Consider the following 23196-nt stretch of genomic DNA (forward strand, 5'->3'; position numbering starts at 1 on the left):
ACGTTGACTATCCATGAGGATGATCGATCGGCTGCGCGAGTACGTCGAGCACGAGACCCCGACCGGTGCGGTGGCGGAGTTGAATGCCTTCGCCGACCGCCTCGTCCTTCGGTACGGCGAACTCGGCGGCACCGCCCGACGCGTACCCGCGCCGACCGGCGACCACGTCGTCGCCGACTTCCCCGGCCGAGGTTCACGCGCCGCGGAAGCACCTCTGCTCTTCCTTGCGCACCATGACACGGTCTGGCCGATCGGCCAAGTGCGGGACGCGATGCCGTGGCGCGAGAAGGACGGCGTGATCCACGGCCCGGGCGTCTTCGACATGAAGGGCGGCCTCGTCGTCCTGGAGACGGCGCTCGAGCAGGTCGCCGATCGCGACCACCGTCCGGTGCGCGTCGTGGTCGTCGCTGACGAGGAGGTCGGTTCACCCTCGGCGCGTGAGCTTGTCACGGCCGAGTCGGCGGGCGTGGTCGCGGCATTCGGCCTGGAACCGCCGCATCCCAACGGCGACCTGAAGACGTCCCGGCGCGGCAGCAGCCGGGTCCGGATCGAGGTCACCGGCCGCGAGGCGCACGCGGCGCTCGACCCCGGCCGCGGCGTCTCCGCGATCGACGAACTCGTCGACCAACTGATCGCTGTTCGAGCATTGGTCTCGGAGTACGACGATGTGTTGTGCAACGTCGGCACGATCACGGGCGGCGGGCGCACGAACGTCGTACCAGGGCATGCGTCGGCCGATCTCGGGTTCCGGTTCGTCGATCCGGAGAAGGAGCGGGCCGTCCTCGATGCCGTGACCGGACTCCAGCCGGTACGACGTGACGCCGTACTGGAGGTGTCCGTGCTGTCGAATCGGCCGGCCTGGCAAACCTCGGAGGCCGTCGGCGAACTGCTTGCCAAGGTGGCTGAAGCCGGTCGCTCGGTCGGTCAGGTTGTCGGCGGTGCGGCGGCGACAGGTGCCGCCGACACCAATCTGACCGGCTGGCTTGGTGTGCCGACGCTCGACGGTTTAGGGCCGTTGGGGAAGGGCGCGCACGCCGTACATGAGCAGGTGATCGCGGCGAGCCTGGCCAAGCGGGCTGGCCTGGTCGCCGCGATCATGACGACGATCTAGCCCGGGAAGATCTCCTTCACTGTCCCTGCGGATCCACCGCCTCGACGGGTCGGCTCGGCCGCCGCCAGGATCGCTCCACCGGGCAGGAACTCGAGCGCCGCGACCGCGCCGATCTCGGCGGCCGAGGTGAAGGCGTCACCGGACGGGACGAGGACGTGGCCGTACGGGGTGAGCGCGCTCTTGTAGGCGTCGATGAACGGCGGCTCGGCCGTCACGTTCGCCGTGTTGCGCTGCGAGGCGCGCGGCGCGGCGACGGCCTCGGGCAGGGTCATGCCGCGGTCGAGCCGGTTCGTCAGCGTCTGCAGGACGGTGGTGATGATGGTCGAGCCACCCGGCGAACCGAGCGCCAGGAACGGCTTGCCGCCGCGCAGCACGATCGTCGGCGACATCGACGACCGCGGCCGCTTGCCCGCCTCGATCCGGTTCGGGTCGTTGACGTTGGGGACGGCGGAGAAGTCGGTCAGCTCGTTGTTCAGCAGGAAGCCACGGCCGGGGACCGTGATGCCGCTACCGCCGGTCTGCTCGATCGTCAGCGTGTAGGAGACGACGTTGCCCCACTTGTCCGCGGCGACCAGGTGCGTCGTCGACAGGCCTTCGCTGTCTGGCCGGTCGGCGGTCGCAACGCCGGGCGCGCAGGCCTCGTAAGAGCCGTCCGGCGAGCCCGCCAGGAGCGGCTTCACCGACGCCTTGTCCGGGTCGATCAGGCATGACCGCTCGGCGCCGAAGCCAGGTGACAGCAGTTCCTTCGTCGGCACGTTCACGAACGCCGGGTCACCGACGTACGCGCCCCGATCGGCGAAGGCCAGCGCCGATGCCTCGAGGTAGGTGTGGAGCGCCTGCGGAGTCGTCATCTGCTTCAGGTGCTGCGGTGTGAGGATGTTCAGTGCCTCCCCGACCGTGGTCCCACCGGATGACGACGGCGCCATCCCGTACACGTCCAGACCGTCGTACCGGACCTTCGTCGGCTCCCGGTCGATCACCTTGTACGACGCCAGATCGGCGGTGGTGAGGTGGCCAGGGAACACCGGCAGCGCGGCGTCCGCGGTCTTTGGTGGGTTCTGCGCCGTCGCCGCCATCTCCGCGGCAAGCGGTCCGCCGTAGAACGCGGACGGGCCCTGCTTCCCGATCAGCGTGTAGGTGTCGGCGAGCTCGGGGTTCTTGAACACCGAGCCGACCTGCGGCGCATCGCCGTTCGGCAGGAAGAGCTTGGCCGTCGGCACGATCTGCGCGAACCGGGTCTTGTTGTCGAGCGTCTGACCGCGGAACGTCTGGTCCACGACGAAGCCGCGATCGGCGAGATCCGCGGCCGGCTTGAGCGCCTTGCCGAGTGACAGCGAGCCCCATTGCCGCAGCGCGGAATCCCACGTCGCCAGCGTTCCCGGTACGCCGACCGACAGGCCGGACGTCACCAATTGCGCGAACGGGTACGGCGTACCGGTCGCGGGGTTGACGAACGAGTCGATCTTCATCTCCGCGGGCGCGGTCTCGCGGCCGTCGATCGTGAACACCTTGCGCTGTTTGGCGCTGTAGTAGACGAAGTACCCGCCGCCACCGATCCCGGCGGAGTACGGCTCGGTCACCCCGAGCGCGGCCGCGGTGGCCACGGCGGCGTCCACCGCGTTGCCGCCACCTCGCAGTACACCCAACCCGATCTTCGTCGCCTCCGGGTCGACCGAGGAGACGGCGCCGCCGAACCCGATCGAGGTCGGTGTCTTGACCGGCGGCTGCGGTGGGCGTGCGACCGCCGTACCGGCTGTCAGAGCGGACAGGACAAGCGCACCAGCAGACAGGGATGCGACCAGCTTCTTCGGTGTCACCGGATACTCCCGTGGGCGTCGACGTAGAGGGACAAGCCCTTGCCTATCCCGAAGTCGGCGCGAGCGCCAGTTGTGGCGCGGCTAGTTGACGGTGCAAGAAGCCAGGAAGCGCTGCAGGAGTCCGTCGTTCCAGTCCATGGTTCCGGCCGGGAGCTCGACCAGGAGCCACTGGTCCGCGAGCTTCACCTGACCGGTCAGGCGGCCGTTCAGCGTGCCGATGTGGAAGGTCTTGCCACCCGAATCGGTGACTCGGACCGCCCTCAAGGTCTTCGCCGCCGGAGCCGCCTGCAGCACCACCTTGGTCGCGACGTCCGCGGTCCGCACCGTCGGCCCGGACAACACCACGCGGTCCGCGGCGATCGGGGTCTCCGCGGTCCAGCCCCGCGGGGCGAGCGTGCAGCCGATGCTGTTCCACGGCTGCCGGTTCGCCACCAGCTCGACCAGCGAGCCGGCCATGTACGTCGACGGCGTCCCGGTGCCCTCGGCGATCATCGGCGTCGGTGTCGCGGCCTCGGAGGCGATCGCCGGCGCGGTCGTCTCACCCTCGCCGGCAGCCACCTCGGTCCCCCCGTTGTTCCACCACTTCACCTGGTTCCCGATCGCGAGTACGGCGGTCGACACCGCGGCGACGCACAGCACACCGGTCACCCGGCGGCGCCGCTTGATCCGGCGCAGGGCACGCCGGCCGCGGGCGACATCCGCCTCGATGTCCGCGGCCGGGAGTCCGTCGGCCGCCCGGTCGGCGAACCCCTCCAGCAGCTTCTTAACCTCGTCCACTTCTCAGCTACTCCCCGTCGCAGGATCCGTTTCCTCGCTCATCAGATCCTTCAGTCGTTTCAACGCCTTGGCGGTCTGGCTCTTCACGGTCCCCTCGGTGCACTCCAGGATCCGCGCACAACTGGCCACGTCGAGATCCTGGAAGTACCGCAGTACCAGGACCGCGCGTTGCCGCGGCGCAAGCTCCAGCAGCGCCCGCCGGACCGCGAGCGTGTCGACCGGGTCCACCTCGTCGGTGAGCCTCGGCTCGAACGTCTCGGCGGTCACCACCTCCGGATGGCGGCCGGCCCGGCGCCGCTCGTCCAGGAACGCGTTGACCAGGATGCGGTGCGCATACGGCCCGGCGCCCTCGTGCCGGATCCGGTGCCAGTGCACGTACACCCGGGTGCACGCGGTCTGGACCAGATCCTCCGCGGTGTGCACGTCCCCCGCGGTCAGCAGTAGCGCCGTCCTCATCAGTCGGGTGCGGTCCGCGAGCAGGTACTCGCGGAACTCGGCCTCACGGTCACCCCCTCGCATCGACGGCCCCTGTGTCGACCCTTGGGCCTTCTTCCACCCCGACTACGCCGCCGATCCCCCGTCGGTTGCCTTCGGCTATCACCGCAATTGCCTTCTCCACAAGGTCGGGGTCGTCGTACCGCAGCCAAGTGATGCGTTGGTCCTTACGGAACCACGAGTCCTGTCGCCGCGCGAACCGGCGAGTGGACTGCGCGGTCCGCTCCCGCGCCTCCTGCTCACTGATCTCACCGCCGAGCATCGCGATCACCTGCGAGTAGCCGAGGGCACGGTTTGCCGTCTTCCCTTCAAGCAAACCCTTGTTCAGCAGATCTCGCACCTCGGCCACGAAACCGGCGTCGAACATCCGGTCCACCCGGCGGCCGATCCGCTCGTCCAGCTCCGGCCGCGGTACGTCGAGACCGATCTGCACCGCGCCCGGATAGACGTAGTGGTGCTCGGGCAGGGTCGCGACGTACGGACCGCCGGTGATCTCGATGACCTCCAGCGCCCGCACGATCCGCCGCCCGTTGCTCGGCAGGATCTGCGCCGCCGCGGCCGGGTCCTTGTCGGCCAGTCTCTGGTGCAGCGCTCCGGAACCGTCGCGCTCGAGCTCGTTCTCCAGTCGTTCGCGGACTGCTGCGTCGGTGCCGGGGAAGGCGAAGTCGTCGAGGATCGCGCGGACGTACAACGCGGAGCCGCCGGCCAGCACCGGGACCACCCTCCGCGTGATGCAGTCGTCGATCGCCGCCCGGGCCAACTGCTGGAACTCGGCCACGGTCGCGGTCTCGGTCACGTCGAGGATGTCGAGCAGGTGATGCGGTACGCCGTCGCGCTCCGCCGTACTGATCTTCGCCGTACCGATGTCCATGCCGCGGTAGACCTGCATCGCGTCGGCGTTGACGACTTCGCCGTTCAGGCGCTTGCACAGGGCAACGGACAGGTCGGACTTGCCGGCCGCGGTGGGGCCGACGACCGCGACGACGAGTGGTTCGGCCATCGCTCCAGTCTGACAGTGTCAGCTCCGTCCCCACCCCACCGCCCCGGTCAGGCTGCTGATGAAGTCTCGGACAAGAGGGTCGGGGTGGGGTTGTGGTTGACCCGGGATGTTCGGTAGGAACGCTGCAGATCGCAACACTCATACGGGAGGATGAACAAGTGACGAATCCGTTCGAGGAAGAGTCCGACGCGGCCAAGGACGCACTGGGTCTGGGAGGGGACGAGGACGTCGCGGCTGCGAAGCGCAGTGGTGGCGATGTGGAATCCGGCGGCGACGTCGAGTCCGGTGGGGACGTGGAGTCCGGCGGCGACGTCGAGTCGGGTGGCGACGTGGAGTCCGGTGGGGACGTAGAGTCCGAGCCAGGGTCGGGCGTCTGAGCCGGTCCGCAGGGCACTCGCGGAGATCCCACAGTTCCGGTGTAGTAGATGCGAAGATCGCCGCTAGCTGTCTGTAAGCATTCAACTACGCAGGAATGGGAGCCCCGCGATGGGCATCTTCGACAAGTTCAAGGGCAAGGCCGAGGACTTGAAAGACAAGGCCGGCGACCTGGTCGACCAGCACGGCGACAAGGTCGGCGACGGTCTCGACAAGGCCGGTGACCTCGTCGACGAGAAGACGGGCGGCAAGTACGGCGACAAGATCGACCAGGGTGTCGACAAGGCCAAGGAGGGCCTCGACGGCCTCGACGGCCAGAACGACGACATCCCCGACAACCCGAACCGCCCCGCCTGACCCGCACCACCCGGAGGGCCGCAAGCACCCCTTGCGGCCCTCCGGCACGTCCAAAGCACACAGCCTCCGACTGCGGCGCCAAAGGCGAGCCCACAGGTCCTGGCACCCGGGTGGTGGAGTTCGTCGGGCTGGGGCGTACTGGAGGATGGTCGGACCAAATGGCGATGTCGCTGGGATGATCGGTGAACGCTGACGATGAGCGGGCCTTGGGCCTGACTATGGGTGCCGTACGACGCTTGGCTGCCGGAGTCGACGCGCAGACGCATTATCTCGAGCAACTCGGCACGGCCCCGAACGCCGATGAGTTGGCGCTCGAGTTCGACGACTCTTATAAGCCGCTGAACGCGAGGCTGGCTGAGAGCGATATTCCCAACGGACTCTCGAGCGCCGTGCAGCGCCTTGACGAACTACTTCTGTCCTTTTCAGGGCCAGAGAACGCGGACCTGTGGACAACCCGAGCACTCACTGCCGCGCCCCAATGGCGTGGAGTCAGACGAGCCGCCCAACACGTGATCGACGAGGCGACCGCCGCAGGGCTGAACCGTGTCGCGAAGAGGCACTGACGCTCGACAAGAATCTGTCGTCCCCTGAGATAGCGGCTCGGCGCCGGCGACCTCGGCGGAGGTCTCGATGTGCCGTCACTACCGCTGTGGCTGGGGACGGAGGCCGTCGAGGATGAGGGCGAGCATGCGAGGTGAGCGGTCCTTGGGCCCGGACGCGGTGCGCCAGAGTGCACCGGTGAGCTGCAGGAAGTCGCCGGGGTCGGCATCGGTGCGGATACTGCCGTCCTTCTTGCCTGCGTCGAGGAGTTCCGTGATCGCGGCGACGACGGGCCCGTAGGTCTGCTCGGTGATCGCCTGGTGCGCTGTGGGACTGAGAGCATCGCCGAGGCCGTGCTTTCTGCGCATCGCTTCGACGAGGCCGGTCGTCCAGTCCCGGAGCGCTTCGAGCGGCGTCATCTCGGCCAGCAGTCCCGGCACGGCGCCAACGATCCGTTCGACCTCGTCCTGATAGACGGCCAGCACCAGCGCCTCCCGGGTGGGGAAGTTGCGGTAGAGGGTGCCCGCCCCGACGCCCGCGCGCTGAGCGACCTGGTTCATGGACGTCGCGCCGTCCTCGGCGAAGGCCTCGCGGGCCGCCGCGAGGATGCGGGCCCGATTTTCGCGGGCGTCTGAACGGACCATGGAAACCTCATCTTGCTAAGTGGAGAGCTCTCCACTAATGTATCTGGAGAACTCTCCACATAGCTTAGAGGAGCATCATGCGGTACATCAAGCTCGGCACGACTGGCCTGGACGTGTCACCGATCGCGATCGGTGCGATGACCTACGGGGAGCCCGATCGCGGGCACCCGGTGTGGTCGAAGGGCGAAGAGGAGGCACGGCCGCTGATCCAGCACGCGCTGGCGGCGGGGATCAACTTCTTCGACACCGCGAACATGTACTCGAACGGGTCCAGCGAGGAGATTCTCGGCCGCGCGCTCGAGGACTTCGCCGACCGCGACAACGTGGTGATCGCGACCAAGCTCCGGCACCCGATGCGGATCGGTCCCAATGGCCGCGGTCTGTCGCGGAAGGCGATCATGACCGAGGTCGACCACTCGCTGCGCCGCCTCCGAACCGACTACATCGACCTGTACCAGATTCACCGCAACGACCACTCGACCCCGTGGGAGGAGACTCTCGAGGCGCTCAGCGATCTCGTGAAAGTCGGCAAGGTGCGGTACGTCGGTGCGTCGTCGATGCACGCCTGGGAGTTCGCGAAGGCGTTGCATCTGCAGAAGCAGAACGGCTGGGCGCGGTTCGTGTCGATGCAGGACCACTACAACCTGCTCGCTCGTGAGGAGGAGCGGGAGATGATCCCGCTGTGCCTGGACGAGGGCGTCGGCACGATCATCTGGTCGCCGCTGGCCCGCGGCCGCCTCGCCCGCGGGTGGGACGATGCCAAGTCGACCGCGCGATCCGAGACCGACGGCGCCTTTGCGGACATGCTCTATTCGCCTGAGCAGGAGGCGTCGAACCGCGCGATCATCGACGCGGTCGGACAGGTCGCCCAAGGCCACGGCGTCAGCCGCGCACAGGTCGCACTCGCCTGGCTGCGCCGTCAGCCGGTCGTCACCGCGCCGTTGGTCGGGGCCGGCTCGATCCAGCAGATCGACGAGGCTGTGGCCTCATTGGACGTTGAGCTCAGCGACGACGACGTGCATGCCCTCGAAGCCCCCTACACGCCGCGGTACGACTGGCAGGGCATCTCTGACGAGGCCGAGTTGGAAGCCATCCGCCGGCGTGTTCCAGGAATGGCACTGTCGTGAACCGCATCACGCGCTTCGGCGCGGCTGCTCAGGCCGGAGCCCTTCTGCTCCTTCTGGGTCCACTCGTGTCCTGGGCCGCCGAGATCGTCACCGCAGCAGCCTGGCAGGACCCGCCGTACTCGCCGGTGCACAACTGGGTCAGCCACCTCGGCCTGACCGGACCGGCCCAGACCGCGTTCGGGCAGGTCGGGAACTCCCCACTCGGCGCGGTCATGGACGCAGGCTGGGTGATCTACGGGGTCCTGCTGATCGTCGGCACGCTCCTCGTGTTCGACCTCCGCACGGGTGCCCGGCCGATCGTCATCGTCGTTCTCGCGGTCCTCGCCGGGGTCGGCGTCTCACTCGTCGGGCTCTTCCAGGGGTCGAACGAGAACGTGGCCAACGGCCTGATCGCCTTCCACACCTTCGGTGCTCAAGGTGTCATGCTCGCCGGCAACGCGATGGCGATCGTCGTCGGCGCCAACGGATCCCGCATCGGGCTCGACCACGGCCGGTCGACCGCGAGCGTCGTACTCGGCATCGTCGGCCTGGTTGCGTTCCCCCTCTTCATGGTCGACGTGTTCACCGGCTGGATGTGGAACATCGGCATGTTCGAACGCGGCGTGATCTACCCGATCATGATCGGGCACGTGCTCCTCGGCAGCGGCCTGATCGTCTCCCAGCGGCGCGGGACGACTCACCAACTGGCGGCTGCCGCTGGCTGAGTGACGAGCTGAGGAGAAGCGGTCACCGGCCTGGCCCGCAGGCTGGGTGGGTGGGGGTTTGGGCTAGTGTGCGCAGGCATGTTCGGTGTGCGAGGTAGGGCGGGGCATCTGGCGTGGTATCGGACCGGGGAGGCGGCGGCTGAGGTTGCTTTTCTGCACGGGTTTTCCGACTCTGCGCAGTGCTGGGAGCCGTTGATCCGGGCGATGCCTGGGGTTCGGGCGGTTGCGATCGACGCGCGCGGGCACGGTGAGTCCGGGCTTCCCGAGGAACCGCTGCGCTATACCGCACACCGCGACGATGCCGCCCTCGTGCTGTCGAGCCAGCCCAGTGACGGCGGGGTGGTCGTGGTCGGGCACTCGATGGGCGCGATGTCGGCCGCCTACCTGGCCGCGTCGAGGCCGGACCTGGTCCGTGCGGTGGTGCTGGAGGACCCGCCGACGGGAGCGCCGCCGGCCGGCCAACAGGCCCAGGCGTGGTCCGAGCCGAGTTGGCTCGCGGACCTCCGAGCACTCGATCTGCCGGCACGGATCGCGCGGGGCCGATCCGAGGAGCCCGACTGGCCCGAGGACGAACTCGAGCCCTGGGCCGCGTCGAAGGCACAACTCAACCCGCAGCTGTTCGATCTGCCGTTTCAGGAAGCGGTCCCGCTGACCGAACTGCTGGCCGCGACAACGTGCCCGGTACTGCTGATCCACGGGGACATTGAACGCGGCTCGCTGATCTCCACCGACTACGCGGAGAGCTGCGCCCAAGCCGCGGCCGGCGAGTTCCGCGCGGTACACATCGCCAACGCCGGCCATTCGGTGCGCCGCGACAACCGCCCGCAGTACCTCGCGGAACTCACCACCTTCCTCGACCGCCACCGCTAAGCCGTGGCTCAGCGGGCGAGTGTCCAGTGCCGCGTGTTGGGTGGGGCTTCGATTCGCCAAGGGGGCGGGGTTGTCGGGTAGATCCGGGTACTGAGTACGCGGCCGGCGCTGGTGAAGACCTCGACTACGGAGCCGTCCAGAATGACTCGGGCTGCCGGGCGCCCAGAGGTCCGGTCGAACGCGTCGGTTGCCTGCATCCAACCGTCGTGGGCCTGCGGATCGATGCCGGCCTGGCTGCGGTTGATCGCGAGGGTGCTGGCTGCCTCGTCGAGCTCGATCTCGAGGAATTCCTGATCGCCGAAGCGTACGACGACTCGCCCGGACCCGGTCGGTACTTCGATCTCGCAGTACGGCGTTGTCCTGGCGCCGTCGGCGGCCAACGCCGATCCGGTTCGGAGACTGTCGATGGTCGGAACCGGTGCACTGCGCAGTGAGGAGTCCGCGCCGAGCCAGACGACCCGGGGAAGCGAGATGACGCCGGCCCAACCGTCGGTCCAACCGGATCTGTCGCGCCCCTCGGTCAGCCAGCCGAAGAGCAAGGGCCCGAATCTACTGTCCCGCAATGCCGATGCTGCGTAGAAGTTGGTGCCATGGTCGACCCGATGGGGGTTCGCGGGGGTGTCCACGTCGAACGACAGCACCTGGCTGGGGCCACCTTCGGGTGACCATGACGAGACGACGGCAATCCGGCGACCGTCCAGCGTGAGTACCTGTGGGCACTCCCAGGCGGCTCCAGTATCCTCGCCGGCCGCGTGGCTTCGCGGCAGTTCTGCCAGCGCCCCCTCGGCCGTCCAATCCTGTAGGTCGGTCGAGCGGTACAGCGCGATGCTCGCGCCCCGGTCGGCGTAGCCGGCGCCGACGGCCATCCACCATGCCTGGTGCTCACGCCACACGAACGGGTCGCGGAACATGATCGCCTGTTCGGAGGGCAGCGGATCGGGGATCGACTGGCGGGGTGGACCGAAGGTGTTGCCACCGTCGTCGGAGACAGCAGTGAGCACTGATTCGTAAGGATGGCCGTCAATCCTTCCGGAATAGAAGGCGCGGATCCGGTCGCCGTCCCGCACAGTGTTGCCGGACCAGCAGCCGTCGCTGTCCGGCCCGCCGGGCAGCGGAGCCATCGCGGGTCGGTGCAGAGTCCACCGCACATAGTCCGACGAGGTCGCGTGACCCCATTCGACCGGTACCTCCAGGTCGAGCGTCGGACGAGACTGGAAATACAGATGTACGTCGTTGCCCACTTCGATCGGCCCGTTCGGGTCGTTGATGTATCCGCGGGGCGGCCGGACATGGAAGGCCGGGCGGTGGTGTGCCACCGTCTCGGCCGACCGGGGCGCGGACTGGGTCTGGGTCACCTTGATGCTCCTGCCGTGATTCCTGCGATGAAGTACCTCTGCGCGACGATGAACAGCACTACGCTCGGCAGGATGGCGAGCACCACGCCTGCCAGTACCACCGAGATCGATCCGGTGCCCAAGTTCCCTTGCAGGCCGACCAGTCCGAGCGGCAACGTGAAGTTGTCCTGGGACTGCAGGAAGATCAGCGGCCGGTAGAACTCTGCCCAGAAGGCGGAGAAGTTCAGGATCGCGAGGGTGGCGATCGCCGGGCCGGCCATCTTGGCGTAGATCAGCAGGAACGTCTGGAAATGGCCCGCGCCGTCGATCCGGGCCGCCTCGCCGAGTTCCTTGGGCATCTGCATGAAGTACTGGCGCATCAGGAACGTGCCGAACGCGCTGCCGAGCGCTGACACCACCAGGGACATCGGACTGTCCGACAGCCCGAGGTACCGGATGATCACGAACACCGGGATGATGATCGTCTGCAGCGGGACCATCATGGTCGCCAGGAAGATCGCGAAGATCACCGAGCGGCCGGGGAAGTTCACCATTGCGAACGCGTAGCCGGACAGCGTGCAGGTGATGGTCTGGCCGACCACGATCAGCCCGGTCACGATCAGGCTGTTGACGAAGAACCGGCCGATCGGGATCCGGTCGAACACCGCGCTGTAGTTGGAGAAGTCCGGGTGGAACGGGATCCACTGGGGTGGGTTGCTGAACGCCTCGGCCGGCGTCCGCAGCGAGGTGGTGACCGTCCAGAGCAACGGGCCGAGGGCAACCATTGCCGCGACGATCAGTACCGCGATGCCGGCGATCCGGCCGACCCGGGCGATCGAAGTTGTCGTCTGGATCGTGCTCATTGGTAGAACACCAGCTTCCGTGCCGCGAGGAACTGCAGCCCGGTGATGACCAGGATCGCCGCCAGCAAGACGATGGCGATCGCCGAGCCGTACCCGAACTGCAGGTTCTGGAAGCCCTTCTGGTACATCGCGATCGTGACCGTCGTGGTCGCCGACCCCGGCCCGCCCTTGGTCATGATGTACGGCTGGTCGAACAGCTGCATCGCATTGATCAGGGCGACCACTGCCGCGAACAGGATGGTCGGGCTGATGAGCGGGATCTTGATCCCGAACAGGGTGCGCAGGCCACCGGCGCCGTCGATCTGCGCGGCCTCCAGGACGTCGTTGGGTACCGACATCAAGGCCGCGACGAACAGGACGAACGTGAACCCGGCCTGTTGCCACACCGTGATCAGCACGATGGTGGCGGCCGCGCCGAACCCGCTGGTCAGCCAGGGCACGTTCGAGATCCCGAGCAGCCCGAGGTAGTAGTTGACGACCCCGAACTTGTAGTCGAACAGGTAACCCATGAAGATCGACACGGCGGCTGTCGACGCCAGCAGGGGCAGGTAGAACGCGGTCCGGAACAGGGTCCGCACCCACACCAGCTTGCGCTGGTTGACCAGGACCGCCAGGCCGAGGCCGATGGTCAGCTGGAGTACGACGATGGCGAGCGACATACCGAGCGTCACGCCGAAGGACTTGAGGACCGGGCCGTCGTGGAGCAGCCGTTGGTAGTTCTCCAGCCCGACGAACTCGGGGTTCGAAATGACGTCCCAGGAGAAGAACGACAGCCCGAGCGAGGCGACGATCGGGATGGCGGTGAACACCGCGACGAACAGGACGGACAGCCCGATCATCGCGAAGCCGAACGGGGCCTCCCGGTGGGAGGAGGGATGCCCTCGCCGCTTCGTCGCGGTGGCCCGCACCTCAGCGGTGACGGCAGACATCAGCTGGCCCCCGCAGCCTTCTCCAGGTCGGCCTGCAGTCCGTCCAGGGCCTCCTTGGCGTTACCCGAGGAGATCGCCTGGGTGGTCCGCTGGTTGAGCGCCGTCGCGAGGGCGTTGTAGTACGGCGGTGCCGGGATCGGGGCGGTCTCGGGGTGCTTGGTCAGCGTGTCGTAGAACACCGACCAGTGCTTCGGACCGGTCTTCGCGTACCGCTCGGCCGTCACCAGGGACTTGCGGCCGGGCGTCGTCACGTTCCCGGGGAAGACCAGATCGAACGACTCCGGCTTCACCAGCAGTTTCAGGACCTCCCAGGCGAGATCCTTCTTCTTCGAGGACTTGAAGATCGCGTACCCGCCCGCACCGAACAGGTGCCGTTGGCTCTTCCACTTGGGGAACATCGTGACGTCGAAGCTGCCGTTCTTCATCCCCGCGTTGGTCAGGCCGCCGGCCCAGAACCCGCCGCCGATCGACATGCCGATCCGGTTCGAGGCGAACAGGCCCTGCAGCGTGCCACCGCCACCGACGTCGGGCGACGGTGACAGTCCCTTCTTGGTCAGCTCGATCATGTAGTTGAGCGCCTCGACGGTGCCCTCGGAGTTGGCGGTGGGCGCGCCCCACTTCCAGCCGCCCTGACGACCCGCCGCGGCCGGGTTGCCGGCGTACGCCTTGCTCCACAGCCAGTCGCCGCCGTCGTACTTGCCCTCCTCCAGCAGGTTGGCGTTGTTGGCGTACATGAACGACGTCCAGCTGCCCCACAGCCGGACGACCCAGCCGAAGGCGTTGATGCCCTTGAACTTGGCGATCTTGGTCGCGGCCGACTCGAAGTCGTCGAGCGTCCAGTCCTCGCTCGGCGGCGCGACCCCGGCGCGCTGGAACAGGCTGGTGCTGTAGAACATGTTCCCGGCGTTGAAGCTGTCCGGCAGCTCCCACAGGTGGCCCTGGTACATCATCGATTCGACCAGCGCCGGGTGGATGTCGGCGAAGTAGTCCTTCAGCGCGTCCAGGTCCTTGGTGACGTAGTCGTCGAGCGGGACCGCCAGCTCCTTCGACGCCATCAACTGCAGGCCCTCGGTGGCGACGCTGATGATGTCGGGCGGGGTGCCGGCGGCGATCTGGGTGAGCACCTTGGCCAGGAAGTCGTTCCAGTCGGTGCCGTTGATGGCCGAGATCTCGAACTTGATGGTCGAGTCCAGCTTGGTGATCTGCGGCTGCAACCTGTTCTGGAGTTCGGTCGCGCTCGCCTGCTCACCGAAGTACAGCATCTTGAGTGTCTTCGACGACGAGCCGCCGCCGCTGTTGCCGCAGGCGACCAGATCGGCCAGCGCGGCCAGCGTGAGGCCGCCGGCTCCGGCCTTCAGCAGGGTACGGCGAGCGATCGAGCTACCCGGTGAATGGATGCCTGTCATGGGTCTGCCTCCTTGACCGATGAGTGGCCCGGCGCGCCACCCAATACGTATTGACCGGTGACCGTAGCAGCGGTGTACGGTGAGGGTCAATACGTATTGGCCCGTGCTGTGATATTGAATTGTGCGACCGCGGCGACGACGCCGCCCTGCTGAAGGGGGACCATGGCGAAGCAGCCGGCCGACCGGCCGAAGCGCATCACGATGACCGATGTCGCGCGCCGCGCGGGGGTGTCCCAGCCCACCGTCTCGTTCGTCCTGAACGACCGCCGCGACGTCGCGGTCGCCGAGGAGACCCGGCGCCGGGTGCTGCAGGCCGCGGCCGAGCTCGACTTCGTACCGAACCGGGCCGCGCAACTGCTGCGGTCGAACCGGTCCTTCACGGTTGGCGTGGTGACGAACGGAATCGTCTCCCAGCCGTACGCCGGTCTGATCGTGCTCGGAATCCAGCAGGTCGTCCAGCCCGCCGGCTACGTGTGCATGGTCGTCGACACGACGGGCGACCCGGACAAGGGTGACGGGGCGGTCGCGAGCCTGGTGGCGCAGGGCGTCGCGGCGATCATGTACGCCTCTCTGTCGCCCGAGCCGCTGCACCGGAGCCCGCGGCTGGACGGTACGCGGACGATCTTCGTCAACTGCTGGCCGGAGGAGGGTGCGGCCGACACGGTCCTGCTCGCCGACGAGTACGGCGGCGGTCGTGCGGCGGCTGCATCGGTGTTCACCCGCGGACATCGCGAGGTGGCCTTCATCGGCGGCCCGCGCAACGACTACGCCTGCAAGGAACGCCGGCGGGGCTTCGCCGATGCGGCCCGCGAGGCGGGTCTGCGGCCGGCCGATCTGGTGCAGCGGTACGGCGACTACTCGATCGGATCCGGTTACGACCTGGCGTCCGAGGTGGTGACCGAGCATGGTTCGACAGCGCTCGTCTGTGGGAACGACCGAATGGCCATCGGGGCACTGCTGGCACTGCACGCCATGGGGCTGGAGTGCCCGCGCGACGTCAGCATCGTCGGCTTCGACGATCAGCCCGACGTCGCGGACCAGGTCCGGCCCGGCCTGACCACTGCCGCGTTGCCCCACCTGATGCTCGGCCGCCGCGCCGGGGAGTTGCTACTGGCCGATCCCGAAGGCGCGCCTGAGCGGGTGATCGTCGACTGCGAGCTGATCGAGCGGGACTCGGTCGGCGACCCCCCAAAGCGTCGGCGTCGACCACGCCCGGATCCGGCGGCGAGGCGCCGTACATGATCGACGCCCTCCACTGGCGTCCTGGGCGTGGCTATGTCGGTGACGTCATCCCCTTCAGCCACGCCGGTCGCATCTGGCTGTTCTACTTGCTGGACGAGCGTCCGGACGACCCGACAGCAGGCCCGAGCGGAATGCCGTGGGCGTTGGTGTCGACGACCGACTTCGTGCATTTCACCGATCATGGCGTCGTACTGCCGGGTGGAGACAGGGATGCCGTCGACTTCGACTGCTACACCGGGAGCGTGATCGCCGACGGCGACCAGCTGCACCTGTTCTACACCGGCCACAACCCGCGCCGAGGTACGCCGGACGGCTCGTTCCAGGTTGTGTGCCACGCGACCAGTGACGGTGATCCGAAACAGTGGAAGAAGCAGCCCGAACACACCTTCGGCGCGCCGCCGGGATACCGGCCCCAGGACTGGCGAGATCCCTTCGTGTTCCGTCCGGCCCCCGATGAACCGTGGCAGATGGTGCTGGCGGCGCGGTACGCCGACGGTCTGGATCGGCGCTGCGGTGTCGTCGCCCGGCTGACCTCGCAGGACTTGGAGCACTGGACGCTCGCGGAGCCACTGTGGAAGCCACACCGGTTCATCACTCAGGAATGTCCCGACGTGTTCCAGTGGGGCGACTGGTGGTACCTGGTGTACTCCGAGTTCAGCGACGCATTCCAGACGCGCTACCGGATCGCCCGCCAACCCGAAGGCCCGTGGCTCGCGCCCAGCCGCGACACCGTCGACGGGCGCGCGTTCTACGCAGCCAAGTCGGTCGAGCATCAAGGCCGGCGCTTCTTCATCGGCTGGATCCCCACAAAACAAGGGGAATCCGATGCCGGTGCGTGGCAGTGGGCCGGCGAACTCGCGGTCCTGGAGGCGCACCAGGAGGACGACGGCGGTCTCGCGTTCGCGTTCCCGGTGGAGATTCTCGCGGCCCACTCCGACCCACGTCCCGTCTCGTTGGCACCGATCGACGGTGCGGCAGCCGAGCCCGGCTCAGGAGCTGCCGATCGGTACGCCGCCTGGATCGGCGACCCGCTTCCCGAACGGTGCATGATCACGCTCACGGTCGAGGTGGCCGCCGGTACGCAGGCGTTCGGACTTCTGCTGCACTCCACCACCGACGGTGAGGAAGCCGCCATCATCCGGCTCGAGCCCGAACGCGGCCGGATCGTCTTCGACCGCTGGCCGCGCAGGCGAACCGGTCCGGCTCAGTGGCAGGTCGAAGGCGACGTCCCGCATGCCGTGGAACTCGAACGGCCCTGCCGACTCCCACCCGGCCGCCACACCGTGGAGGTTCTGGTGGAAGCGACCACCGGCCAAGTCGTGGTCGACCAATCCGTCGCGCTGAGCTTCCGCCTTTACGGCCACCGCCAAGGCCGCCTGGGCCTCTTCGTCACCGACGGCACGATCGAACTCATCGACTTCACCGTCTCAACTCGCGTCGATGGCGCGTCACTCGCCGACAAGGCCGTCGACTGACTCCCGGATGAGGTCGGCGTGACCGTTGTGCCGGGCGTACTCCTCGATCATGTGAACCACGATCCAGCGCACGCTGGGCATGCGACCGTCCGGCAGGCTACGCCGTGCCGGCTGGTCGAGGCCGCCGTCGGCCAGGGTCTCGGAGAGGAGATCGCGGGAGCGGGCCACCGCGTCCTGCCAGAGGGTGTGCAGGTCCTCCGGGCGGTCCTGGGCGGCCGAGTTCCACTCCCAGTCGGGGTCGGCGTCCCAGTAGTCGTCGTTCCACATCGCCTGGCGCGCGTTCCCCCGCATGCGATGGGAGAACCAGTGGTCCTCGTAGTACGCCAAATGCTTGAGCATCCCGCCCAGCGTCATCGACGAAGCGCCCACGGTCGCCTGCAGCCCGGCCGCGTCCAGCCCGGAGCACTTCCAGGCAAACGTCGCCCGCTGGTACTCCAGAAACCCCACCAGAGTCTCCACCTCATCCGACGCAAGCGGAGGCTCCGGCCGACCCTGGTCGTCTAAGTCGGTCACGTCCGGCAGCCTATGACCACCTCAGGTCGACCAGACGAAGTTCTCTCGGCATACACGACAGAGGGTGTCGTGGTTTGTTGGGAGGCTCGCTTCCACGACGTCGCCGATGGCGGTTACCGAGCCGGCAGGCGTCGTACTTCTGATGAATCGAGTGGATCTGAGGTGGCAATGGAACGAACGGCAGTGAACCCGGTGACGTGGTCGATGGAGATGGGGTTCAACCAGGGGGAGGTCGTCTCGGGGCATGCCCGGACGCTGTACTGCTCCGGGCAGACCGCGATGGACGGCGACGGCAAGCCGCAGCATGACGGGGACATGGCGGCACAGTTGGCGTTGAGCCTCGACAACGTGGAGGCCGTGCTCGGCGAGGCCGGCATGTCTCTCTCGAACCTCGTCCGGCTCAACGTCTACACCACTGATGTCGACCTGCTTTTCCAGCACTACGGGGTGCTGGCGTCGCGATTGGGCGCCGCCGAGGTGGCGCCGACCACCACGATGCTCGGGGTGACACGGCTGGCAATCCCGGGCCAACTGGTCGAACTCGAGGCCACCGCCGTCGCGTGATGCGACGCTACTCGTGCCGGTTGAACCGGCACGAGTAGCGGGGTCAGGCGGGGGCTGAGGGGTTTGGGCCAGCGGACGCGAGGGCTGCGGGGAGGTGCCGGCGGGAGGTGATGTCGAGCTTTGAGTAGACCTTGCGGAGGTGCCACTCGACGGTGTGAGGGCTGAGGAACAGCTCGGCGCCGATCTTCGGGTTTGTCATCCCGCTAGCGGCGAGGGCAGCGATCTGAGCCTCCTGCGGAGTGAGGCTGCTTGCCGGTTCGGTGGTCCGGGTCCGGACGCGCTCACCGGTTGCAAGCAGCTCGCGCCGGGCCCGTTCTGCGAAGGCGGTGGCACGCATTCCGTCGTACATCCGGTGGGCGATCCGGAGCTGGTCGCGCGCCTCGGCCCGGCGCCGGGTCTGACGGAGCCACTCGCCGTAGAGCAGGTGGGTGCGCGCCACCTCGACCATCACGCGGTCTTGGTTGAGCTGTTCCAAGGCGGTCCGATACAGGCGGTCGGCCTCCTCCCCGTCGCTGAGCAGTGCCTGGCTGCGCGCGCTGATGCCACGGGCCCACCCGGTGTCGGCGGCGCGCGTGAGCTCGACCAGCCGGGCGAGAGACTCCCTGGCCTGGGTGAGTTCCCCACAACGGGTCGCGGCCTCGACATGCTCGACCAACGACAAGCCCGTGAAGTTGAACCCATCGTGGTCGATGCCCGCCCACGCGGCGACGAGGGCCTGGTCGTAGCGCCCCAGGCCGTTGTACAGGACGCCCTGGACGTAGCCGGTGACTCCGAGTAGCGAGACCTCGCCCCGCTGCGTGGCGCTCACCCGGGCCTCCTCGATGATGGGGGCGGCAGCCTCCTCCTCGCCACGCCACGCGGCCAGGACGAGCGCCGCATAGGTATGCGGGGCCTGGCCGGTCGCGGCGGCGATCGTGTCGGCCTCCTCGATCATCCTGGTGGCCGCCGCGAAGTCTCCGTGGTGGATGTGTACGCCGCCGGCGTAGATGAGCGCAGGCGGCAGTACGCCGAGAGCGCCGATCTCACGCGCCAGGCGTACCGCGCGAGTTGCCAGCGTGTCCCAGGCGGGCAGGTCCCAGGCATGGTGGATGAAGGACTCCAGGGCTACCGGCACCAGGAGGAGCCAGCGCATCGTCGCCTCCCGGCCGTCGAGCTCCTCATGTGCGAACGGCTCGAAGGCCCTGCGCAGCGCCGGAACCCCTCGCTCGTAATCGTCGGCGAGAAGCGTGGCCACCCCGTCCAGAAGCAGGTCGGACGGGTCGGAGCTCGATGCCGCCGTACCGGATGCGCGGGCGGCGATCGCTGCGGCACGGGCACCGGCCGGACCATGCACCCGACCTGCGAAGACCGTGGCGCTGATCGCCTCGAGGTACGTCTCCCGCTCCAGCGGGGAGCCCGCGGCAGCGAACTGTGCGGCTGCCTCCAACAGCAGCGGCGCCGCCTCGTCGCTCCTGCTCCGGGCGAAGAGCATGCGGGCACGCAGACGAGCCAGCCGTGCCCGGTCCAGCGGGCTGAGCGGACAGACGTCGGCAAGGAAGGCCATCTCAGTGGCGCGATCCGGAGCGGCGGCCGAGAAGTGCGCCTCGGCCGCGGCAAGGGCCCGGCGGCCGCGCTGCCACGGGTCCGGCGTCAGTACGGCGGCGCGCTCGAGCAGGACTGCCTCAGCGGCCATGCCGCCGCGCTGCCTGGCTCGGTCGGCGGCCTGCTCCAGCCCGGCGGCCACCTCCTCGTCCGGTCCGTCGGATGCCTGCGCGGCGTGCCAGGCCCGACGGTCCGGCTCCAGGACTGGATCAGTGGCCGTCGCCAGCGCGCGGTGCACAGTACGGCGTTCGTCGGGGTCCGCCTCGCGGTAGACCGCAGACCGCGCCAGCGGGTGCCGGAACCGCACGGACTCACCGAACTCGATCAGCCCGGCCGCCTTGGCCGGTGCAGTATCGGGCGTGATGCCCAGTACGTCGGCCGCCTTGACGAGCAACCGAGTGTCGCCGACCGGTTCCGCGGCCGCGATCAGCAGCAGCGTCCGGGTCTGCGTCGGAAGCGTGCCCAGCCGGCGGGCGAAGTCCTGCTCGACCCGGTTCGACACCGAGCCCGGGTCGGCCGACTCCACGCCGTACGCCAATTCGGCCGCACTGCGACCGCGAGAGAGCTCCAGCAGCGCCAACGGGTTCCCGCGCGTCTCGGCCACGAGCCGGTCCCGGACCCGCTCCTCCAGTCGCCCGTCGACCGCCGCCTCCAGCAACTCGCCGGCCGCGACCGGGTCCAGACCGCCGACCAGCAACTCCGGAAGCCCGATCAGCGCGGACTCCCCCGCGGGGTCGCGCACCGCGAACACCATGGCGACGGCCTCGGCCAGCAGTCGACGGGCCACGAACTCGAGAGTCAGAAGGGACACCTGGTCGAGCCATTGGGCGTCGTCGACGACGACGAGCACGGGCCGGGTTTCGGAGGCCCGGGTGAGCAGGTTCAACACGGCCAGCCCGACCAGGAAGCGGTCCGGAGTGTCGCCCGCCGCCATACCGAACGCGACCTGCAGGGCGTTGCGCTGCGGGCCCGGAAGTCCGTCGATCACGGAAAGGAACGGCGCGCACAACTGGTGCAGGCTCGCGTAGGCCAGCTCCATGTCGGCCTCGATGCCTTGCGCCCGGGTCACCGTGACCTCCGAGGCGCGAGCGGCGACGTACTCCAGCAACACGGACTTCCCGACACCCGCCTCGCCCCGGATCGCGCACACGGCGGAGTCGCCCGCACGCAAACCGGCCAGCAGGTCGTCCAGCACCGCGCATTCACGATGCCGACCGACCAGCTGCGGCAGCCGGGTCGTGTTCATCAGCCTCCTTGTGCCGCTCCTCGGCCGCCACCGGAGGCAGGCCCTGGCAGAACGGTATTCGGTCAGCTCACAAATCGCGACGCCGCTCGGCCGACTACGGACAAGTGTGCAGACGAGCCGCGCTCAGTCCTCGAATCGCGCGTAGAGGTCGCGGTCTCGCCACGCATCGGAGAAGGAGTCGAGCATCGCCGAGTAGTGGCGGACGGTGCTGACATCGGGAGGACCGGCGAGCCCTTCGCGGATCGCGAGCTCGACGGCCGGCCAACGAAGCTCGTGCATCAGGAAGGAGACCAGCTCAATCACGCCTGCTTTGAGGGGCTGAGCAAGGAGATGAGCTCGGCTTCGAACTGTGGGCGCTGGTCTGGGTTCTGTCGCACCAGCTGGAGTGCGCGCTCGAGGCCGGGCTCGAGCGCCTCGACGCCGACCGACGCGTCGGCTGTCTCGATGATGGCCTCGACGAGAGCGCGGAAAGTCGCATCGGCGCGGGCAGTGGTCTCCGTTCGGACAGCAGCCAGTCGTCTCGCGGCGATCGCCCGGATTCGCTTGGTACGACCTTCGGCGGCGAGTTCACCGAGGACGGCCGGCGCAAACGTCGTGCTGGCGATCTGCCGTTGAAGCCAGTCCGACCAAGCCGCGACGTCCGTCGCAGTGGTCTCGTGCGGGCGAGTCTGGTACCGGTCGATGATCTCCAGCTCCGCCATGCGTTGCGCAGGAAACGCCCGCGACTCGGGCGGCAGAAGCGCTACCCAGTCAGCGCGGTCGCCCGGCGACAGGTGGCCGAACATCTCCACCACCACAGCTGAGGCCAGACTGCGCACCAGCTCAACGGACAGCGCCACCCGCAGCGGGTCTCGCGCCGCAGGCAGAGGAAGAACCCGACTGTAGACCTGCCAGCGAACGTGCTCATCGGCCAGATCAGCCCCAGACATACCTGCAAACTGAGCCAGCGCTTCCAGGTAGTCAGGTTCAGAGTTCATGGCGCCCACAAATCCTCCTTCCACAGGGCTGCAACCTACCTCCGTCGGAAGCCTGGTTACGGAGTTGTGCCAGGACCTGATCCGGTTCGGTGAGAGTGGGCCCCCACGCGCCGGCCCGCTGCCAGAGTGGGCCGAAGGACAGGAGGTATACGACGTGAAGTGCCTCGGCCCCGCGTGGACCCGCCTACCCAACCATTCCCCCGGCGCACATGTCCTGTCCTTCGGCCCCACCACACACCATCTGCATTCGCCCATCGCGCCGGTTTGTCTCCACGGCGGGCGCCCCGAGGCCGGAGGTGATCAAAGAACAGCCGCCGCCGAGGGCGGACTCGTTGGGCCGCTGGCCAGCTGTGCACCAGCCGGGCCGCCGATTACGCCGCCTCCTCTCCACGGTGGGGCGCCACACCGCCGCAGGCGGTCAGCCGACCCCGAAGGTGTTGTCCTGCGCCGCCGACCGCTCTCCACAGTCCGGCCGCCGAACACGCCGATCCGCAACACCAGTCCGCGCACCGGCCGGCGGCGGCAGCCGCCTCCGAAGGCGGTGTCCTTCGACGGCAGCCGGCTGTCACGGTCCGCCCGCCCAGCACGCCGATCCGCAACACCAGTCCGCGCACCGGCCGGAGGCGGCAGCCGCCTCCGAAGGCGGTGTCCTTCGACGGCAGCCGGCTGTCACGGTCCGCCCGCCCAGCACGCCGATCCACAACCCCAGTTCGCGGGCCCGCCGGAGGGCGGTGGCGTTTGGGCGGGTTCTGGTGGTGTCGGTGGGGCTGATTAGGGTGCTCGTATGGATCGGTTTCGGGTGGTGCCGGCGGCTTATGTGGTGTTGCGGCGGGCGGATGAGGTGTTGTTGTTGCTGCGGGCCAACACCGGGTACATGGACGGGCACTGGGCGGTGCTGGCGGGCCATGTCGAGCAGGGTGAGTCGGTGTTCGAGGCGGCGGTCCGGGAGGCTCGGGAGGAGGCCGGGGTGGAGATCGATCCGGCCGACCTGGTGCCGGTCACCGCGATGCATCGGACCGGTGCGAACGGGGATCCGATCGACGAGCGGGTCGACTTCTTCTTCACCGCGTCGAAGTGGACCGGCGAGCCGCGGCTGATGGAGCCGGGGAAGGCCGACGGCCTCGACTGGTTCGCGCTCGACGAACTGCCCGATCCGGTCGTGCCACACGAGGCCCGTGTCCTGGCCGGCCTGTACGGCGGCGGCGTACCACCTGTCATCACGCACGGCTTCTGATCCGCCGCACGTCCA

24 protein-coding genes are annotated in these 23196 nt (G+C 68.3%); 11 read left to right on the top strand and 13 right to left on the bottom strand.

The window, feature by feature from the left end; all coding sequences use genetic code 11:
* The first annotated feature begins 13 nt into the window (after positions 1 to 13).
* On the top strand, positions 14 to 1111 hold the full coding sequence (locus V9K99_RS38605) for a M20/M25/M40 family metallo-hydrolase (RefSeq protein ID WP_337008605.1): 1098 nt from the start codon (positions 14 to 16) through the stop codon (positions 1109 to 1111).
* Here the strand turns inward: V9K99_RS38605 and ggt are convergent.
* The 4 genes from ggt to miaA all read right to left on the bottom strand — a co-directional run bounded on the left by ggt (position 1108) and on the right by miaA (position 5200).
* Positions 1108 to 2928 carry a gamma-glutamyltransferase gene (gene ggt, locus V9K99_RS38610; RefSeq protein WP_337008603.1) on the bottom strand — a complete coding sequence of 607 codons (1821 nt, stop codon included), beginning with the start codon at positions 2926 to 2928 and terminating at the stop codon, positions 1108 to 1110. The two genes, V9K99_RS38605 and ggt, sit on opposite strands and share 4 nt — an antisense overlap.
* 81 nt (positions 2929 to 3009) lie before the next feature.
* Entirely contained in the window at positions 3010 to 3705 is a 696-nt protein-coding gene (locus V9K99_RS38615; RefSeq protein WP_337008601.1) for a hypothetical protein, read from the bottom strand.
* Between the two features lie 3 nt (positions 3706 to 3708).
* Positions 3709 to 4224, bottom strand: coding sequence for a SigE family RNA polymerase sigma factor (locus V9K99_RS38620; RefSeq protein ID WP_337008599.1), 516 nt, complete (start codon positions 4222 to 4224; stop codon positions 3709 to 3711).
* Positions 4211 to 5200, bottom strand: a complete 990-nt coding sequence (gene miaA, locus V9K99_RS38625) for a tRNA (adenosine(37)-N6)-dimethylallyltransferase MiaA (protein WP_337008597.1) — start codon at positions 5198 to 5200, stop codon at positions 4211 to 4213. The genes V9K99_RS38620 and miaA overlap by 14 nt, the downstream gene beginning before the upstream one ends.
* 158 nt (positions 5201 to 5358) lie before the next feature.
* On the opposite strand from miaA, the gene V9K99_RS38630 reads away from it, so the two are divergent.
* The 3 genes from V9K99_RS38630 (at position 5359) to V9K99_RS38640 (ending at position 6495) form a co-directional block, all read left to right on the top strand.
* The gene (locus V9K99_RS38630) at positions 5359 to 5577 is read left to right on the top strand and encodes a hypothetical protein (RefSeq protein ID WP_337008595.1); all 219 of its coding nucleotides are present in this window, start codon (positions 5359 to 5361) and stop codon (positions 5575 to 5577) included.
* Between the two features lie 109 nt (positions 5578 to 5686).
* Complete coding sequence (locus V9K99_RS38635) at positions 5687 to 5932, top strand: antitoxin (RefSeq protein WP_337008593.1); 246 nt, start codon at positions 5687 to 5689, stop codon at positions 5930 to 5932.
* A gap of 182 nt (positions 5933 to 6114) precedes the next feature.
* Positions 6115 to 6495: a hypothetical protein gene (locus tag V9K99_RS38640; RefSeq protein ID WP_337008591.1), complete on the top strand. Its 381-nt coding sequence runs from the start codon at positions 6115 to 6117 to the stop codon at positions 6493 to 6495.
* Positions 6496 to 6573: 78 nt separating this feature from the next.
* Here V9K99_RS38640 and V9K99_RS38645 read toward each other — a convergent pair whose 3' ends face one another.
* Complete coding sequence (locus V9K99_RS38645) at positions 6574 to 7116, bottom strand: TetR/AcrR family transcriptional regulator (protein WP_337008589.1); 543 nt, start codon at positions 7114 to 7116, stop codon at positions 6574 to 6576.
* 77 nt (positions 7117 to 7193) lie between these two features.
* Here V9K99_RS38645 and V9K99_RS38650 point away from each other — a divergent pair, with 77 nt between their 5' ends.
* From V9K99_RS38650 to V9K99_RS38660, 3 genes are all read left to right on the top strand, one after another.
* Complete coding sequence (locus V9K99_RS38650) at positions 7194 to 8243, top strand: aldo/keto reductase (protein WP_337008587.1); 1050 nt, start codon at positions 7194 to 7196, stop codon at positions 8241 to 8243.
* Positions 8240 to 8947 carry a DUF998 domain-containing protein gene (locus V9K99_RS38655; RefSeq protein ID WP_337008585.1) on the top strand — a complete coding sequence of 236 codons (708 nt, stop codon included), beginning with the start codon at positions 8240 to 8242 and terminating at the stop codon, positions 8945 to 8947. Before V9K99_RS38650 ends, V9K99_RS38655 begins: the two co-directional genes overlap by 4 nt.
* Positions 8948 to 9025: 78 nt before the next feature.
* Complete coding sequence (locus tag V9K99_RS38660; RefSeq protein ID WP_337008583.1) at positions 9026 to 9817, top strand: alpha/beta fold hydrolase; 792 nt, start codon at positions 9026 to 9028, stop codon at positions 9815 to 9817.
* A gap of 8 nt (positions 9818 to 9825) precedes the next feature.
* Here V9K99_RS38660 and V9K99_RS38665 read toward each other — a convergent pair whose 3' ends face one another.
* The 4 genes from V9K99_RS38665 to V9K99_RS38680 are packed head-to-tail and all read right to left on the bottom strand — an operon-like array spanning position 9826 to position 14349.
* Entirely contained in the window at positions 9826 to 11172 is a 1347-nt protein-coding gene (locus tag V9K99_RS38665; protein ID WP_337008581.1) for a glycoside hydrolase family 32 protein, read from the bottom strand.
* Complete coding sequence (locus tag V9K99_RS38670; protein WP_337008579.1) at positions 11169 to 12014, bottom strand: carbohydrate ABC transporter permease; 846 nt, start codon at positions 12012 to 12014, stop codon at positions 11169 to 11171. The genes V9K99_RS38665 and V9K99_RS38670 overlap by 4 nt, the downstream gene beginning before the upstream one ends.
* Complete coding sequence (locus V9K99_RS38675) at positions 12011 to 12943, bottom strand: carbohydrate ABC transporter permease (protein ID WP_337008577.1); 933 nt, start codon at positions 12941 to 12943, stop codon at positions 12011 to 12013. Before V9K99_RS38675 ends, V9K99_RS38670 begins: the two co-directional genes overlap by 4 nt.
* The gene (locus tag V9K99_RS38680; protein WP_337008575.1) at positions 12943 to 14349 is read right to left on the bottom strand and encodes an ABC transporter substrate-binding protein; all 1407 of its coding nucleotides are present in this window, start codon (positions 14347 to 14349) and stop codon (positions 12943 to 12945) included. Before V9K99_RS38680 ends, V9K99_RS38675 begins: the two co-directional genes overlap by 1 nt.
* 162 nt (positions 14350 to 14511) lie before the next feature.
* Between V9K99_RS38680 and V9K99_RS38685 the strand changes: the two genes are divergently transcribed.
* Both V9K99_RS38685 and V9K99_RS38690 read left to right on the top strand, forming a co-directional pair.
* A complete protein-coding gene (locus V9K99_RS38685) occupies positions 14512 to 15591 on the top strand; it encodes a LacI family DNA-binding transcriptional regulator (protein ID WP_337008573.1) in 1080 nt (359 codons plus the stop codon).
* On the top strand, positions 15588 to 17066 hold the full coding sequence (locus tag V9K99_RS38690; RefSeq protein WP_337008571.1) for a glycoside hydrolase family 32 protein: 1479 nt from the start codon (positions 15588 to 15590) through the stop codon (positions 17064 to 17066). The genes V9K99_RS38685 and V9K99_RS38690 overlap by 4 nt, the downstream gene beginning before the upstream one ends.
* Here V9K99_RS38690 and V9K99_RS38695 read toward each other — a convergent pair.
* On the bottom strand, positions 17040 to 17579 hold the full coding sequence (locus V9K99_RS38695) for a DinB family protein (protein WP_337008568.1): 540 nt from the start codon (positions 17577 to 17579) through the stop codon (positions 17040 to 17042). The two genes, V9K99_RS38690 and V9K99_RS38695, sit on opposite strands and share 27 nt — an antisense overlap.
* Positions 17580 to 17747: 168 nt before the next feature.
* Here V9K99_RS38695 and V9K99_RS38700 point away from each other — a divergent pair, with 168 nt between their 5' ends.
* Entirely contained in the window at positions 17748 to 18143 is a 396-nt protein-coding gene (locus V9K99_RS38700) for a RidA family protein (protein ID WP_337008566.1), read from the top strand.
* Positions 18144 to 18186: 43 nt separating this feature from the next.
* On the opposite strand, the gene V9K99_RS38705 is transcribed toward V9K99_RS38700, so the two are convergent.
* The 3 genes from V9K99_RS38705 to V9K99_RS38715 form a co-directional block, all read right to left on the bottom strand.
* Positions 18187 to 20970, bottom strand: coding sequence for a helix-turn-helix transcriptional regulator (locus tag V9K99_RS38705; protein ID WP_337008564.1), 2784 nt, complete (start codon positions 20968 to 20970; stop codon positions 18187 to 18189).
* Positions 20971 to 21093: 123 nt separating this feature from the next.
* The gene (locus tag V9K99_RS38710) at positions 21094 to 21273 is read right to left on the bottom strand and encodes a hypothetical protein (protein WP_337008562.1); all 180 of its coding nucleotides are present in this window, start codon (positions 21271 to 21273) and stop codon (positions 21094 to 21096) included.
* Positions 21270 to 21956 (bottom strand): hypothetical protein, encoded by a 687-nt coding sequence (locus tag V9K99_RS38715; RefSeq protein WP_337008560.1) that lies wholly within the window; start codon positions 21954 to 21956, stop codon positions 21270 to 21272. The genes V9K99_RS38710 and V9K99_RS38715 overlap by 4 nt, the downstream gene beginning before the upstream one ends.
* 775 nt (positions 21957 to 22731) lie before the next feature.
* On the opposite strand from V9K99_RS38715, the gene V9K99_RS38720 reads away from it, so the two are divergent.
* Positions 22732 to 23181, top strand: a complete 450-nt coding sequence (locus V9K99_RS38720; RefSeq protein ID WP_337008558.1) for an NUDIX hydrolase — start codon at positions 22732 to 22734, stop codon at positions 23179 to 23181.
* Positions 23182 to 23196 lie beyond the last annotated feature (15 nt).

The organism is Kribbella sp. CCNWLW201 (genome assembly GCF_037203805.1).
Classification (GTDB): Bacteria; Actinomycetota; Actinomycetes; order Propionibacteriales; family Kribbellaceae; genus Kribbella.

Bases quoted from the DNA above. Each gene is read 5' to 3' on its own strand.
- V9K99_RS38605 (WP_337008605.1), top strand. From the start codon at position 14: ATGAGGATGATCGATCGGCTGCGCGAGTACGTCGAGCACGAGACCCCG.
- V9K99_RS38620 (WP_337008599.1), bottom strand. From the start codon at position 4,224: ATGCGAGGGGGTGACCGTGAGGCCGAGTTCCGCGAGTACCTGCTCGCG.
- miaA (WP_337008597.1), bottom strand. From the start codon at position 5,200: ATGGCCGAACCACTCGTCGTCGCGGTCGTCGGCCCCACCGCGGCCGGC.
- V9K99_RS38635 (WP_337008593.1), top strand. From the start codon at position 5,687: ATGGGCATCTTCGACAAGTTCAAGGGCAAGGCCGAGGACTTGAAAGAC.
- V9K99_RS38645 (WP_337008589.1), bottom strand. From the start codon at position 7,116: ATGGTCCGTTCAGACGCCCGCGAAAATCGGGCCCGCATCCTCGCGGCG.
- V9K99_RS38650 (WP_337008587.1), top strand. From the start codon at position 7,194: ATGCGGTACATCAAGCTCGGCACGACTGGCCTGGACGTGTCACCGATC.
- V9K99_RS38660 (WP_337008583.1), top strand. From the start codon at position 9,026: ATGTTCGGTGTGCGAGGTAGGGCGGGGCATCTGGCGTGGTATCGGACC.
- V9K99_RS38670 (WP_337008579.1), bottom strand. From the start codon at position 12,014: ATGAGCACGATCCAGACGACAACTTCGATCGCCCGGGTCGGCCGGATC.
- V9K99_RS38675 (WP_337008577.1), bottom strand. From the start codon at position 12,943: ATGTCTGCCGTCACCGCTGAGGTGCGGGCCACCGCGACGAAGCGGCGA.
- V9K99_RS38680 (WP_337008575.1), bottom strand. From the start codon at position 14,349: ATGACAGGCATCCATTCACCGGGTAGCTCGATCGCTCGCCGTACCCTG.
- V9K99_RS38685 (WP_337008573.1), top strand. From the start codon at position 14,512: ATGGCGAAGCAGCCGGCCGACCGGCCGAAGCGCATCACGATGACCGAT.
- V9K99_RS38690 (WP_337008571.1), top strand. From the start codon at position 15,588: ATGATCGACGCCCTCCACTGGCGTCCTGGGCGTGGCTATGTCGGTGAC.
- V9K99_RS38700 (WP_337008566.1), top strand. From the start codon at position 17,748: ATGGAACGAACGGCAGTGAACCCGGTGACGTGGTCGATGGAGATGGGG.
- V9K99_RS38705 (WP_337008564.1), bottom strand. From the start codon at position 20,970: ATGAACACGACCCGGCTGCCGCAGCTGGTCGGTCGGCATCGTGAATGC.
- V9K99_RS38720 (WP_337008558.1), top strand. From the start codon at position 22,732: ATGGATCGGTTTCGGGTGGTGCCGGCGGCTTATGTGGTGTTGCGGCGG.